At 72.6% G+C, this 13,899-nt stretch carries 12 protein-coding genes; 5 read left to right on the top strand and 7 right to left on the bottom strand.

Annotation, left to right across the window (positions count from 1 at the left end; all coding sequences use genetic code 11):
- The first annotated feature begins 116 nt into the window (after positions 1-116).
- Entirely contained in the window at positions 117-893 is a 777-nt protein-coding gene (locus L6E10_RS08825) for a class I SAM-dependent methyltransferase (RefSeq protein WP_236218600.1), read from the top strand.
- On the opposite strand, the gene L6E10_RS08820 is transcribed toward L6E10_RS08825, so the two are convergent.
- Both L6E10_RS08820 and L6E10_RS08815 read right to left on the bottom strand, forming a co-directional pair.
- Positions 850-1,599, bottom strand: a complete 750-nt coding sequence (locus L6E10_RS08820; RefSeq protein ID WP_236218598.1) for a DUF899 family protein — start codon at positions 1,597-1,599, stop codon at positions 850-852. The genes L6E10_RS08825 and L6E10_RS08820 overlap by 44 nt on opposite strands.
- A gap of 253 nt (positions 1,600-1,852) precedes the next feature.
- Positions 1,853-3,463: an ABC-F family ATP-binding cassette domain-containing protein gene (locus tag L6E10_RS08815; protein WP_236218597.1), complete on the bottom strand. Its 1,611-nt coding sequence runs from the start codon at positions 3,461-3,463 to the stop codon at positions 1,853-1,855.
- Between the two features lie 224 nt (positions 3,464-3,687).
- On the opposite strand from L6E10_RS08815, the gene L6E10_RS08810 reads away from it, so the two are divergent.
- Both L6E10_RS08810 and L6E10_RS08805 read left to right on the top strand, forming a co-directional pair.
- Positions 3,688-4,614: a patatin family protein gene (locus tag L6E10_RS08810; RefSeq protein WP_236218595.1), complete on the top strand. Its 927-nt coding sequence runs from the start codon at positions 3,688-3,690 to the stop codon at positions 4,612-4,614.
- A gap of 38 nt (positions 4,615-4,652) precedes the next feature.
- Complete coding sequence (locus L6E10_RS08805; RefSeq protein ID WP_236218593.1) at positions 4,653-6,125, top strand: amidase; 1,473 nt, start codon at positions 4,653-4,655, stop codon at positions 6,123-6,125.
- Here the strand turns inward: L6E10_RS08805 and L6E10_RS08800 are convergent.
- Positions 6,115-7,071: an alpha/beta fold hydrolase gene (locus tag L6E10_RS08800; protein WP_236218591.1), complete on the bottom strand. Its 957-nt coding sequence runs from the start codon at positions 7,069-7,071 to the stop codon at positions 6,115-6,117. The genes L6E10_RS08805 and L6E10_RS08800 overlap by 11 nt on opposite strands.
- Positions 7,072-7,138: 67 nt before the next feature.
- Here L6E10_RS08800 and L6E10_RS08795 point away from each other — a divergent pair, with 67 nt between their 5' ends.
- A complete protein-coding gene (locus L6E10_RS08795; protein ID WP_236218589.1) occupies positions 7,139-7,726 on the top strand; it encodes a helix-turn-helix domain-containing protein in 588 nt (195 codons plus the stop codon).
- Here L6E10_RS08795 and L6E10_RS08790 read toward each other — a convergent pair.
- Positions 7,713-8,933, bottom strand: a complete 1,221-nt coding sequence (locus tag L6E10_RS08790; protein WP_236218587.1) for an MFS transporter — start codon at positions 8,931-8,933, stop codon at positions 7,713-7,715. The two genes, L6E10_RS08795 and L6E10_RS08790, sit on opposite strands and share 14 nt — an antisense overlap.
- A gap of 126 nt (positions 8,934-9,059) precedes the next feature.
- Here L6E10_RS08790 and L6E10_RS08785 point away from each other — a divergent pair, with 126 nt between their 5' ends.
- Entirely contained in the window at positions 9,060-9,713 is a 654-nt protein-coding gene (locus L6E10_RS08785) for a helix-turn-helix domain-containing protein (protein WP_236218585.1), read from the top strand.
- Positions 9,714-9,801: 88 nt separating this feature from the next.
- Here L6E10_RS08785 and L6E10_RS08780 read toward each other — a convergent pair whose 3' ends face one another.
- The 3 genes from L6E10_RS08780 to L6E10_RS08770 are packed head-to-tail and all read right to left on the bottom strand — an operon-like array spanning position 9,802 to position 13,829.
- Positions 9,802-11,148, bottom strand: a complete 1,347-nt coding sequence (locus L6E10_RS08780; protein ID WP_236218583.1) for a carboxyl transferase domain-containing protein — start codon at positions 11,146-11,148, stop codon at positions 9,802-9,804.
- Positions 11,132-12,538, bottom strand: a complete 1,407-nt coding sequence (locus tag L6E10_RS08775; RefSeq protein WP_236218581.1) for an acyl-CoA synthetase — start codon at positions 12,536-12,538, stop codon at positions 11,132-11,134. Before L6E10_RS08775 ends, L6E10_RS08780 begins: the two co-directional genes overlap by 17 nt.
- A 4-nt stretch (positions 12,539-12,542) precedes the next feature.
- The gene (locus L6E10_RS08770; RefSeq protein WP_236218579.1) at positions 12,543-13,829 is read right to left on the bottom strand and encodes an SLC13 family permease; all 1,287 of its coding nucleotides are present in this window, start codon (positions 13,827-13,829) and stop codon (positions 12,543-12,545) included.
- Between the last annotated feature and the right edge of the window lie 70 nt (positions 13,830-13,899).

Genomic DNA, 13,899 nt, shown 5'->3' with positions numbered 1-13,899 from the left:
GTCATACTTTGGTCCAGGCGTCACCGGGCCGCTGCGGAGGGCGTCCGGTCCGGAGCGGAGCGTCAGCGTTCGCGGTTCTTCTCGCGAACGGCCCGGCTCTCCCGAGGAAGCCTGGCATGATCGACTGGATGATGAGCGCCGAGGTCTTCGACCGCTGGTACACCGATCGTGACGGGTCGCCACTGGTCGACGAGCTGATGGCGCGGATGCTCGGCCTGCCCGCCGGCGTCGAGTCCACCGGCATGCTCGGCGGAGCGGGACTGGACGAGGTCGTGACGGCCCTGCGCCTCTCGTCCGGCGACGTCCTGCTGGACCTGGCGTGCGGCCGGGGCGGACTCGGCCGCGAGATCGCCCGGCGCACCGGCTGCGGGCTCGTCGGCGTGGACTTCTCCGCCGTGGCGATCGAGCAGGCCCGGCAGCGCGGTGGTGACTTCCGCGTCGGATCGCTGACCGCCACGGGCCTCGCCCCGGCGTCGGTGGACGCGGTGCTCGTCGTCGACTCGGTGCAGTTCGCGGAGTCCAAGCCGGACGCGTTGCGGGAGTGCCGGCGCGTGCTCCGGCCCGGCGGCCGCCTCGTCGTCACCGGCTGGCAGGCGGTCGACCCCGCCGACACGTCGATCTGGGGACCGATCCGCGAACTGGACCTCGCACGCCAACTGCCCGAGGCCGGCTTCACCGGCGTCGAGGTCCGCGACAGGCCGGAGTGGCGGGCGGCCGAGAAGCGCCTCTGGGAAGAGGCGCTCACCCTCGAAGCGCCGGACGACCCCGCGGTGGTGTCGCTGCAGGGCGAGGCGCGGAGCGTCCTGTCGACGTTCGACGGGAAGCGCCGCGTCCTCGCCACCGCCCACGTCAGTGGCAGTGCCCCTGCCTGCCGAGCGTCCGCACCGGCGTGACGCCGGGCCGCGTCCACTGGGGAACGGGCCGGCTGTCCTCGTCCCAGCTGGACTGCCCGTCCGCGTTCGTCCGCCAGAACCAGCCGGCCTGCCGCCCCTCCGGCCAGCCCTCGGGGTGCCGCTCCCACTGCTCGCCCCGCCCGCGCGCGGTGATGTCGAGCAGCGCCAGCGACCCGTTGACGAGCTCGCACCCGCGCCCGGTCGTCGAGTAGGTGAGGAACGTGCGGTCGCCGTCGCGCAGGTAGCTGGTCAGGTACCCCATCTCCCCGCCGACGGGCTCGTCCAGGCCCCGCACCGAGTACCACGGTTGCGTGTAGCCCATGAACTCCACGAACGGCGCCACCTCCTCCCACGCGCCGGTCGTCAGCACGGCGAACGAAACACCGCGCGCGTGGAGGTAGGCGGCGTCCTGGAAGTGCCACGGCACGTGCGTGCACCCCTCGCACTGTCCCTGGTGTGGCGCGCCGTCCCACCACATGTGCTTGTAGACGACGAGTTCCTCGCGCCCCTCGAACAACTCGACGAACGGCACAGCCCCCTGCGCTCCGACGACCTCGACCTTCCCGTCGAACTCGACCATCGGCAGCTTCCGGCGTTCGGCCGCGATCGCGTCGCCCTCGCGCGTGTGGGCCTTCTCGCGGACCAGGAGCTCGTCGCGGGCCTTCTGCCAGGTGGCGAGGTCGGCGACGGGCGGGAGTCCGGTCATGACGATTCCTCCGTGGTGTGGTTGGTTCCTGCACACCCAGGTCGAATCCGTCACGGCTTTTTCGACATCGCCGCCGACTGGGCAGCGCAGCTGGGCTGCTCGGCCCTCGCGAGCAGCCGCAGCAGCGTGGAGTTGCCCACGCCGTTCTCGTCGATCAGCCGATGCACCGGCCGGGCGCGGCTGTCAGCGACACCCGTCGAACACGCGCCTGTCGGCGAAGCCGTGCACCGGGTCGTCGGCGACCGGTGCCGCCTCAGCCACGGGCGGCCTCCAGCAGCCTGCCGCCGTCGAGGCGCAGCCGGCGGTCGATCCTCACCTCGTCCAGGAACCGCTCGTCGTGGCTCACCACCACCAACGCGCCCCGGTACGCGTTCAGCGCGCTCTCCAGCTGTCCGGCGCTGACGAGGTCGAGGTTGTTCGTCGGTTCGTCGAGCAGCAGCAGTTGCGGCGCGGGTTCGGCGAACAGGACGCACGCCAGCGTCGCCCGCAGCCGTTCGCCACCGGACAGCACGCCGACCGGCAGGTGTGCCCGTGCACCTCGGAACAGGAAGCGCGCCAACAGGTTCATCCGGTCCGCGGGAGGCATCGCCGGGGCGAAGTCCGCCAGGCTCTCGGCCACCGTGCGGGAGTCGTCGAGCAGGTCGAGCCGCTGCGACAGGTACGCGATGCGCCCGTCGGCCCGCTTCACCTCACCGCTGTCCGGGGTGAGCGACCCGTGGACCAGGCGCAGCAGGGTCGACTTGCCGGCGCCGTTCGGGGCGGCCAGCGCGATGCGTTCCGGGCCGCGGATCGTGAGGTCGAGGTCCGCGAACAGGTCGCGCACCCGCAGGCCGGAGCCGAGGAAGAGCGTGCGACCGGCGGGAACGGCGGTCCGCGGCAGCTCCAGGCTGATCTTCTGCTCGTCCTTCAACGCCCGTTCGGCCTGGTCGAGCTTCGAGCGGGCCGCGCCGAGGCGGGCGGCGTGCGTGCCGTCCGCCCTGGCCGCCGAGACCTCCGCGTTGCGCTTCATGGTGCCCGCGAAGATCTTCGGCAGCCCCGCGTTCGAGAGGGTGCGCTGCGCGGTGGACGCCCGGCGCGCGGCGCGTTCGCGGGCCTGCTGCATCTCCCGCTTTTCGCGCTTGACCTCCTGCTCGGCGCTGCGGACGTTCTTCTCGGCCACTTCGCGCTCGGCCGCGACCGCCTCCTCGTAGGCGGTGAAGTTGCCGCCGTGGAAGCGGACCTCGCCGCCGTCGAGCTCGGCGATCCGGTCCACCCGGTCGAGCAGCGCGCGGTCGTGGCTCACCACGAGCAGGCACCCGCGCCAGTCGTCGAGCACGTCGTGGAGCCGGTGCCGGGCGTCGAGGTCGAGGTTGTTGGTCGGCTCGTCGAGCAGCAGCACGTCCGGCTGCTTCAGCAACTGCGCCGCGAGCCCCAGCGAGACGACCTGCCCGCCGCTCAGCGTGCCGAGCACGCGGTCGAGGGCCAGGCCGCCGAGGCCGAGCCGGTCGAGCTGGGCGCGCGTGCGCTCCTCCAGGTCCCAGTCGTTGCCGATGGTGGTGAAGTGCTCCTCGGCGACGTCACCGGACTCGACCGCGCGGATCGCGCTCAGGACGTCCGCGACGCCGAGCACCTGCGCGACGGTCAGCCCGGCGGTGAGCGGCAGGTCCTGGGGAAGGTAGCCGAGCACGCCGGTCACGGACACGCTGCCCGCGGACGGGGTCAGCGCTCCGGCGACGAGCTTGAGCAGCGTCGACTTGCCGGCGCCGTTCGGGGCGACGAGACCGGTCCGGCCGCCGGGCACCGAGACGGACAGGCCGTCGAAGACGGGGGTGTCGTCCGGCCAGGAGAACGACAGGGACGACACGACGATGAAAGCGTCGGACATGGGTGAGAGACCTCGGGATGTGCCGCGCGCGGAACCACCGCGCGTGAGGGAAAAAGGGACGACGAAACGGCCATCGCGAGGGATGGCCTGTCACATCCAGGGCTCACCCTGAGATGTCGTCTTCACCCACCAGCACGTCGAACTCCTCGTCGAGGCGGTTGATCTCACCTCCACGCTAGCAGCCGTTCGCAAGTGGATAGTGCGGTCGTGGTTCACTCGGCTGTGTGACAACGGTTCTGGAGCTGCTGCGGGAGCGCCGGCGGCAGCGGAGCACCCCCGGTCGGCGCACCGACGACGCCCGTCTCGTCCTGCTGGTGGAAGGCGGGAGCTCGCGAGGCGTCTACTCCAGCGGGATGACCGTCGCGATCGAACGGCTCGGCCTGCTGCCGCTGTTCGACGCCGTGTACGGCAGTTCCGCGGGCTCGCTCAACGCCGCCTGGCTGCTGTGCGGGCGGGCGGACAGCAGCAAGCACGCGTGGTGGGACCCGGCCGTGATGCGCACGACCATCAACCCGCGGCGCGCGTTCACCCGGCGGCCGGTCGTCGACACCCACCACCTCGTGCACACGATCTACACGCAGGTCCACCCGATGGGCTTCCAGGAGGTCGTCGACAACCCCGTCGAGTTCCACCCGATGACCACGGACGGGCTCACCGGCGAGCCGGCCGACCTGCACGGGTACGTCCGCGACACCGCGAGCCTGCAGACCGCGCTGCGGGCGTCGACCGCCATGCCGTTCCTCGCGGGCGACCCGGTGGTGATCGACGGCCGCCCGTACGTCGACGCCGGGCTGAGCGAGACGATCCCGGTCGGCACGGCGGTCGCGCAGGGCGCCACCCACGTCGTGGCGCTGCGCACCCGCCGCGAGGACGAGTTCCTGGGCGTGCCGCCGTCGCGGGGCGAACGGCTGGTGCTGTCGCGCTGGTTCGCCCGGCACGCGCCGGGGGTCGTCTCGAACTGGTTGCGCCGCGAGGAGATCCGGGCGAAGGACGAGGAGATGCTCGCGTCGCACCCCGCGTGCCTGCAGATCCGGCCGCCGCTGGGCAGCGCCGTGATCGGCCGCACCGAACGGCGTCCGCACGTCATGCAGCAGGCCCTCGACGTCGGCGTGGCGGCCGCGATGAGCCACCTCGGCAACGGGCACCTGTGACGGCGTGCTCGCCGCGGCCGACCGGCTAGCTTGTGCGCGTGGACTTCGACGAGTACCGGAAGTACGACGCGACCGGGCTGGCCCGGCTCGTCGCGGACAGGCAGGTGTCCGCGGCCGAACTGCTCGAGGTGGCGCGCAAGCGCGCCGCCGAGGTGAACCCGAGGCTCAACGCGATCGTCCGGGACGTGCCCGCCGATCCGTCCGACGACCTCACCGGCCCGTTCGCGGGCGTGCCGTTCCTGATCAAGGACCTCGGCCAGGACTACGCGGGCCTGCCGACGTCGAACGGCTCGCGGTCGCTCGTGAACAAGAAGGTCACCGAGCACTCGACCGTGGTCCAGCGGTGGATCGACGCCGGCCTGGTGATCTTCGGCAAGACGAACCTGCCGGAGTTCGGCGCGAAGGCGATCAGCGAGTCGGCGGTCTGGGGTCCCGCGCGCAACCCGTGGGACCTCGACCGGACGCCCGGTGGCTCGTCGGGCGGGTCGGCGGCTGCGGTCGCCGCCGGGATCGTGCCGTGCGCCGGCGCCAACGACGGCGGCGGCTCGACGCGGATCCCGGCGGCGTGCTGCGGGCTCGTGGGGCTCAAGCCGGGGCGCGGCCTCACGCCGTTCGGCCCCGAGACCGCCGAGATGATGCACGGCGCGGCCGTGCAGGGCGTCGTGTCGCGGACCGTGCGCGACACGGCCGCGATGCTCGACGTGATCTGCGGAGGGGAGCTCGCCGGTCCGTACTCGGTCGCGCTGCCGGAGTCGTCGTTCGCCTCGTGCGTCGGGCAGGAGCCCGGAAAGCTGCGGATCGGCGTGCGGGTGCCGTCGGCGATCAACCCCGCTCCGCACCCGGAGGCGGTCGCGGCCGTCGCCTCGGCGGTCCGCGTGCTCACCGACCTGGGGCACCACGTCGAGGAACTGCCGGAGGCGCCGTTCGACGACGCCGTGCTGGCCAAGGACTTCCTGCTGACGTGGTTCGTGAACCTCGCCTGGAAGGTGGCCGACGCCCAGCGGCTGACCGGGGCGCCGGACGCGGCGTTCGAACGCGACACGCTGCTCATGGCCGCATTGGGACGGGCCACGAGCAGCGTCGACTACGTGGACGCCGTGCAGCGGCGGCACGCGCACACCCGCCGCCTCAGCACGTTCTTCGAGTCCTACGACCTGCTGCTGACGCCCACGCTGGCGACCCCGCCGCCGAAGGTCGGCCAGTTCGACCTGCCGGTGTCGCTGCGGCGGGCGACGGACGCGGTGCTCAAGACCGGCACCGCCCGGTTCCTGCGGCACACGGGCCTGGTCGACGACATGATCAGGGACAACCTCGGCTGGGTGCCGTACACGCAGCTCGCGAACATCACCGGCCGGCCCGCGCTGTCGCTGCCGCTGCACTGGACGGCCGACGGGCTGCCGCTCGGCGTGCAGTTCGTGGCGCCGCTGGCGGGGGAGTCGCTGCTGATCAAGCTGGCGGCCCAGCTGGAGCAGGCGGCGCCGTGGGCGGAGCGCTTCCCGGTCATGAGCTGAGGAAGCGCAGCAGCTCCGCGGTGACGAACTCCGGGTTCTCCTCGACGAGCCAGTGGCCCGCCTCCGGCACGTCGACCGCCCGCACGACGTTCGTCATCCGCGGCGCCGCGGTGCCCTGGACCGCCCGGGCCTGGCCCTCCGCGGCCATCACCAGGGTCGGCACCCCCACCGGCCGGGCGGCCTCGGTGTCGCGGACGTCCTGCTCCAGGGCGCGGTAGAGCTCGAAGCCGTTGGCCAGGTTCTTGCCGTAGGTCCGCGCGTACTCGTCGATGTCGGCGTCGGTGAACGGGGACCTCGTCGCCGTGCCACCGAAAGCGCTGCCCTGGTGGGAGACCTGCGGATAGAAGGCCTTCAGGTAGTCGCGGACCTCGTCGTCGACCAGCGCCTCGGGAATCCCTGGCTGCGAGTGGAACGCGATGTGCCAGCTCAGCGAGCGGTAGGTGCGCGCGTCGATCGCGGGACCCGGCAGCGGCAGGTCGAGGTAGCCGAGCCGGGCGGTGTCCTGCGGGAACTGGCTGGCGTACTGGAACGCGACGGCGGCACCCAGGTCGTGACCGATGATCGAGGCGTCGCGCAGCCCCAGCTTCTCGGTCAGCGCGTGCACGTACCGCGCGAGCGCGGCCTTGGCGAAGCTGGTCGGTGTGCCGGTGCTGTCGCCGAGGCCGGGCAGGTCGACGGCGTAGACGGTGTGGCGTCCGGCGAGGTCCGGCATCACCGGCCACCAGCCGTACCAGGTCTGCGGCCAGCCGTGCAGCAGCACGACCGGGGTACCGCTGCCGCCCGTGACGTAGTGCAGGCGGACGCCGTCGACGTCGGCGAACTCGTGCCGGAAGGTCTTCTCGAAAGCCGGGTCGTTCCGGGTGACGGCGGCGTGCGCCGACGCGGGGTCCGGAGCGGCCGAGCAGGCGGTGAGCAGGAGCAGGAGAGCGACTGCGAGGCGTTTCATGGCCTCAGCCTGCGACGGACTTGCTCTTCCCGGCACGGAAACTTGCCGATGTGGCAAACTGCGGGTCGTGAACGCCGAGACCGAACAGGTGCTGGACGGGGTGGGTGCGCGGCTGCGGACGCTGCGGCGGCACCGCGGCATCACGCTCGCCGACCTCGCGACGACCACCGGGATCTCCGAGAGCACCCTGTCCCGGCTGGAGAGCGGGCAGCGGCGCGCGACCCTCGAGCTGCTGCTCCCGCTGTCGCGGGTGTACGACGTGCCGCTGGACGACCTCGTCGGCGCTCCGCGCACCGGTGACCCGCGCATCCACCTCAAGCCGATCCACAGGTTCGGCATGACGTTCGTCCCGCTGTCGCGGCGGCCGGGCGGGGTGCAGTCGTTCAAGATGCTGATCCCCGCCGTGCCGCGACCGCTCGAGCCGACGGTGCAGACGCACGACGGCTTCGAGTGGCTCTACGTCCTCAACGGACGGTTGCGGCTGGTGCTCGACGACCTCGACCTGACGTTGCCGCCCGGTGAGGCCGCCGAGTTCGACACCTCGAAGCCGCACTGGCTGGGCAGCGCGGACGGCGGTGCGGTCGAACTGCTGATCCTGTTCGACCCCCAGGGGGTGCGCACGCACGTCCACGCCGACCGCGTCACCTCCGGGTGAAGCGCGCGGTCGCCACCGCGCCGGCCAGGGTGACGAGCGCGACGACCACCCCGTAGCCCACCGCCATCGGGACCGCGCCTACCGCGCCGATGGCGAGGCCCGCGATGATCGCCGAGCTGCCCATCGCGAGGTAGCCGACGAAGAAGATCGCGGTGAACAGCGCGGCCCGCTCGTGCGGCGCGACCTCCGGCACGAGGCCGCGCGTGGTGCCGGCGAACGACGCGCCGATCCCCGCACCGCCCACGGCCGCGGCGGCCCACAGCAGCGGCAGCGACGTGGCACCGATGCTGCCGACGAACAGGGCGGCGCCGGCGGCCATCGCCACCAGGCCGCCCAGCCGCAGCCCCGTGGCGCGCATCCCGCCGGTGAACGCGGAGGCCGCCGTGGACGCTCCGAGCGCGACGAAGGCCAGCAGTGAACCGACGATCGGGCTCCGCACGGCGAAGATCGCGACCAGCAGCGCGGGCACGAGCCCCATGAACGCCGTCATGGTCATGAACCCGCCGAGGATGCCCGGGACCGACGTCCAGTACAGCCGGCGCACCTGGCGCGGCAGCGAGAGGCGCGGGGTCAGCGAGGCCAGAGCGCCGGGCTTGCGCGTCGCGGTCTCCGGCGTGAAGGTCGCGAAGACGGTCCCGGCCGCCATGACGACCGCGAGCACGAACCACACCTCGAAAGCGGCGTTCGTGGCGGCGAACTCCGCCAGCACCCCGGCGAACAGCGCACCGATCGCCAGCCCGCCCAGCGGCGCCATGCTGGTCATCTGCGCGCCGAGCTTCTTGAACCGCTCCGGCGCGAGCTCCACCACCGCGGCGCTGAGCGCGGCGGACGCGGCGCCGGTCGCGATGCCCTGCACCACCCGCGCCGCGATGACCCAGCCGATGTCCGGTGCCAGCAGGAACATCACCATCGCGACGAGGTCCACCGCGAGCGCGCCGATCATGAGCGGCCGCCGTCCCACGTAGTCCGACAGCGACCCGACCACCAGGATCGCGATGAGCAACGAGAACGCGTAGACACCGAACGCGAGCGTCAGCACCCACGGCGCGAACCCCCACTGGTGCTGGTAGATCGGCAGCAACGGCGTCGGCGCGCCGGCCGCGACGAGGATCGCGACCATCGCGGCCGAGATGCCCGCGAAGCCGGCACCGCGGGAGAGCAGCGGCCGCCGCGCGGCCGTCTCCGTACGTTCGAGCAGGGCGGTCATCGCACGTCCTTCTGAGTTCGGTGTCGTCGGAGTGCGACGACGGTAAACCCGTCCACTTCGTTTTTGCAAGTAAACTTCGAACAGTGCAGATAGCTACGCGTTGGCAAGCTTGCTACGCTCGGGGATGTGAAGCGACGTGACTTCGGCCAGTACTGCGGCCTCGCCCGCGCGCTGGAGCTGGTGGGCGAGCGGTGGGCGTTGCTGATCGTCCGCAACCTGCTCGTGCGCCCCCGCCGGTACACGGAGCTGCAGACCGGCTTGGCGGGCATCCCGACGAACGTGCTGGCCACGCGCCTGAAAGAGCTGGAGCAGGCCGGAATCGTGGAACGCCGGGTCGCCCCGGCCCCGGCGCGAGGCGTCGTCTACGACCTGACCGACGTGGGTCGTTCGCTGGAGCCGGCCCTGCTGTCGCTGGCCCGCTGGGGCGCGACGCAGCTCGGCGAGCCGCAGCGCGGCGACGTCGTGACGCCCGAGGGCCTGGTGCTGAACCTGCGCGCCGTCTTCCAGCCGGCCGAAGCCGCAGGCCTCACCGCCTCGTGGGAGATCCACGTCCGCGACGTGGTGGTGCACGCGGTCCTGACCGACGGCGACCTGGTCACCGGACTCGGCCCGGCTCCGGCCGAGCCCGACCTGACGATCACCGCGACCTTCGCCGACGACGAACTGGCCTCCTACCGCGCCATCATGACGGCGGCGCGGGACGGCGAGGTGGAGCTGAAGGGCCGTCGCGCGCTGCTCGACACGTTCCTGCGCGTGTTCACCGTTCCTCGCGTGGCCTGAGCACGGCCAAGCCCGGGGAGCAGGAGGCCGGGGACGAGCAGGGGCACCGAGGGCGGCTTCTCACGATCTGCGTCCCACCGCAGGCCTTCTACATCGCCGTGGCCTGGCCGGAGGACCGGCCGGGCCGGACCACGCCGCGCGCGACCCCCAGCTCGACCAGGTCCTGCGGCCGCAGCCGCAGTTCGTCGGCCGTGCGCCGGGCCTGCGCGGGATCCCGTTTCAGGATCCCGGTCGCGAGCTCCGGTGAGATCACCGCGAAGTAGCTGTCCGGCGTCACCCACATCCGGTCCGGCGCGGCGAACGCCAGCGCGCCACCCGATCCGCCCTCGCCGATCAGCAGCGTCGTCACCGGCACGCGCGCGGACGCGATGGCCGTGAAGAGGTCGGCGATCGCGGCACCCACGCCCGCTTTCTCGGCCGCCTCGTCGTTGGCCGCTCCTGGCGTGTCCACGAGCGTCAGCACCGGCACACCGAGCCGGTCGGCGAGCCGGACCAGGCGCGCCGCCGTGCGGAACCCCGCCGGTCGCGTCGCCGTGCCGTCCTGCGCCGCGTAGGCGAACGTCTCGCCGTCGCGGTGGCCGAACCCGCAGAACACCCCGGGGTCGACGCCGCCGGCGCGGTCGCCGCTGATCGGCTCGTGCCAGTCGAAGTAGGACCCGAGGTAGGCCTTGGCGCGCGGACGGCCGAAAGTCCGGGCGCGCACCACCGCGTCCCACCCCGTCGCCGGCAGCAGGGCCTCGCCCAGCGCCACCGGTGGGGGAGCGGCGGCGCGGGCGGACGTGGTGAGCAGCCGCAGCCACCGCTCCAGGCGGTCGCGCAGCTCCTCCCGCGGCACGAGCTGGTCGACCGACCCGGCCGCGAACTGCTGCGCCACCGTGTAGCCGGGCGGACGCACCCGCGAGCCGGCGAACCCCACCTGGGCACCGCGCAGCCCCAGCACGACGTCCGCGCCCGCCCCGAGCGTCGCCCAGCCGCCGCCGGTCGTGGGGTCGCGCAGCACGGCGACGTGCGGCAGCCCGGCCTCGCGGGTCAGGGTGATCTGGCGGGCGATCCCGGACAGCTGCAGCAACGCGAGCGTGCCCTCCTGCATGCGGCTGCCACCGGTCGCGACCAGCGACACCACCGGCAGCCGCCGTTCACGGGCGTGCGTGAAGGCCCGCTCGATCCGGGCGCCGGTCCGGGTTCCCAGCGAGCCGCCGAGGAACCCGAACTCGAACGCCACGACCACGGCGGTGACGCCACCGATGCCGGCGACCCCGCAGACGACCGACTCGCTCTCCCCGGTCGACTCGGCCGCACGGGCCAGCTGGTCGCCGTACCCCGGCCACCCGAGCGGCCCGTCCACCCCGGACGGCACCAGCTCGTCCGGCAGCTCGGTGAACGACGACGTCACGTCGCCGATCACCTCGCGGGCGGTCTCACGTCCCGAGGGCACGTTTCATCACCTTGCCCATGTCGTTGCGCGGCAACGACTCCACGAACCTAACCACGCGGGGGCGCTTGTGCGGGGTGAGCAACCGGGCCACGTGGCCGGCGAGCTCGTCGGCGGGCGGTGCCGCGCCCGCGGGCACGACCCAGGCGACGATCCGTTCGCCCAGGTCGTCGTCGGGCTCACCGGTCACCGCCACCTCCTTCACCGACGGGTGCTCCAGCAGCGCGTTCTCGATCTCGCCCGCGCCGATCTTGTAGCCGCCGCTCTTGATGATGTCCGTGGCCTTGCGCCCGACGATGCGGAAGTAGCCGTCGGGGTCGCGCGTGCCGACGTCGCCGGTGCGGAACCAGCCGTCCGCGAACGCCTCCGCGGTGGCGTCGGGCCGGTTCAGGTACTCGGTGAAGAGGTTCGGGCCGCGCACCTGGATCTCGCCGATCGCGCCGGCCTCGTCCAGGGTCTGCCCGGCGTCGTCGACGAGCCGCACCCGCACTCCCGGCAGCGGCACCCCGACCGCTCCCGGCCGGCGGTCGCCGTCGGCGCGCACGCTGGTGTTCATCAGCGTCTCGGTCATGCCGTAGCGCTCGACGACCCGCTGCCCGGTCGCCGCGGCGATCCGCTCGTGGTCGCGCACCGGCAGCGCCGCCGAGCCCGACACCAGCAGCCGCGCCCCGGCCAGGGCCCTGCCGAGCGCGGGGTTGCCGCCGACCTCCTCGGCGATGCGGTGGTACATCGTCGGGACGCCGAACATCATCGTGCCGTCGCCGTCGAGCGCCCTCGTGAGCTGCTCGGTGGAGAACTTGCCGAGGTGGTGCAGCGTTCCCCCGCGCCGCAACGGCCCGAGCACGCCGAGGATCAGGCCGTGCACGTGGAACAGCGGCAGCGCGTGCACCAGCACGTCGTCCGCGGTCCACCGCCACGCCTCCGCGACGGCGTCCAAAGTGGACACGATGGCGCGGCGCGGCAGCACGACGCCCTTGGGGGAGCCCGTGGTGCCCGAGGTGTAGACGATCAGGGCCGGAGCCTCGTCACCGGGATCGGCGAACGTCTCCGAGCAGTCGCCGTCGAGCGTGACGTCCCGCCGCGGCACGGAGCCCAGGCCATCGGGCAGCGTGACGCCGGGTGCCGCGAGCACGGACGCGGGCGCGCTGTCCGCGACGATGTGGGCGAGCTCCCGTTCGCCGACCTTCGGGTTGAGCGGCACGGCCGGCACCCCGGCGAGCAGGGCCGCGACGACCGCGACGCACGTCTCGATCGTGGGTGTCGCCCAGACCGCCACGCGGGGGAGCCCGGACAGCTGCTGTGCGAGGGCTCCCGCGCGGGCCGCGAGCTCGGAGTGGGTCAGGGCGCGGTCGCCGAAGCGGAGGGCGACGCGGTCGGACTGCGAGGCGAACATCAACTCACCAGATTCCCGGGACGACGAGGGCGAGCCACACCAGCGGCGGCGCCGCCGCGACCATGATCCCGCCGTAGACCATCAGCTGCTTGAAGAACCTGTCGCGGTCGACGTCCTGCGCACCGGCCAGCACGAGAGCGCCGTTGGTGGAGAACGGACTCACGTCGACCACCGTCGCCGACACCGCCAGCGCCGCGATCAAGCCGATCGCGCTGACCTCGCCCTGGAGCAGGAACGGCACCGCCAGCGGGATGAGCGCGCCCATGATGCCGACCGACGAGGCGAACGCGGAGACGATCGCGCCGATGTAGCAGATCAGCAGCGCCGCGAGCAGGGGAGCGCCGACGCCCGCGACCGAGTCGCCCGCCCACTTGATCGTGCCCATCGTCTGCAGCACGGCGACGTAGGTCAGGATGCCGCAGATCAGCAGCACGGTCGGCCAGGTGATCTGGGTGATCGCCTCCTTCGAGGTCTCCGGCCACACCACGCTGAGCAGGACGGCGACGGTGATCGCGGCGAGGCCGACGTCGAGGTCGAAGACGAGGGCGGCGACCACGAGCGCGGCCAGGCCGAGGAGGGTGGCGATCCGGGGCGCCGTCAGGGTGGTGCTCTCGTCGTCGCCCGGCTCGTCACCGCCGCTCCCGCCGCCGCCGGTGCGGGCCGGCACGGGAACGTCGAGGGGCTGGCGGGCGAGCTTCATGCCGCCGCACACCACGAACACCACGACCGCGATCAGCAGGTTCACCACCAGGCTCGCCAGGAACAGCACGACCGGGCTGCCCGGCAGGCCCTCCTTGTCGACGATGCCGTTGACGATCGTGCCGTAGATGCTGATGGGGGAGAACCCGCCGGCCTGGGCGCCGTGCACGACCATCACGCCCATCAGCAGCGGGCTGATCCGGTACTTGGCCGCGAAGCCCATCGCGATCGGCGCCACGATGGCGACCGCCGCCGGGCTCACCGCGCCGATCGCGGTCAGCACGCCGGTGATCGCGAACATCACCCACGGCATCAACGCGATGCGCCCGCCGACGAGCCGGATCGCCCTGTGCACCAACCAGTCCGTGGTGCCGTTCGCGCGGGCGATCGCGAACAGGAACGTGACCCCGACCAGCACGACGAACAGCGAACCGGGGAAGCCCTTGAAGATGTCGTCGGTCTTCATGTCCGCCACCAGCGTGCCGACCCCGAAGGCGGCGGCGAAGGCGAGCGCCCCCATGTTGATCGACCTGGTCGTGGCGATGACGAACACCACGACCAGCACGAGTATCGAGATCAGTTCAGCGGACATGCGGGGCTCCCGTCGTTGGGGCTGTCCGATTCGGCACAGTGGCCAAGTGGCTGAGCCACTTTCCGCCCAC

This window comes from Lentzea sp. CC55, from assembly GCF_021056325.1.
In the GTDB taxonomy this organism is placed as follows: Bacteria; Actinomycetota; Actinomycetes; order Mycobacteriales; family Pseudonocardiaceae; genus Lentzea; species Lentzea jiangxiensis.
Note: the sequence above shows the minus strand (reverse complement) of the source record. Positions and strands in the feature narration are given on the sequence as shown.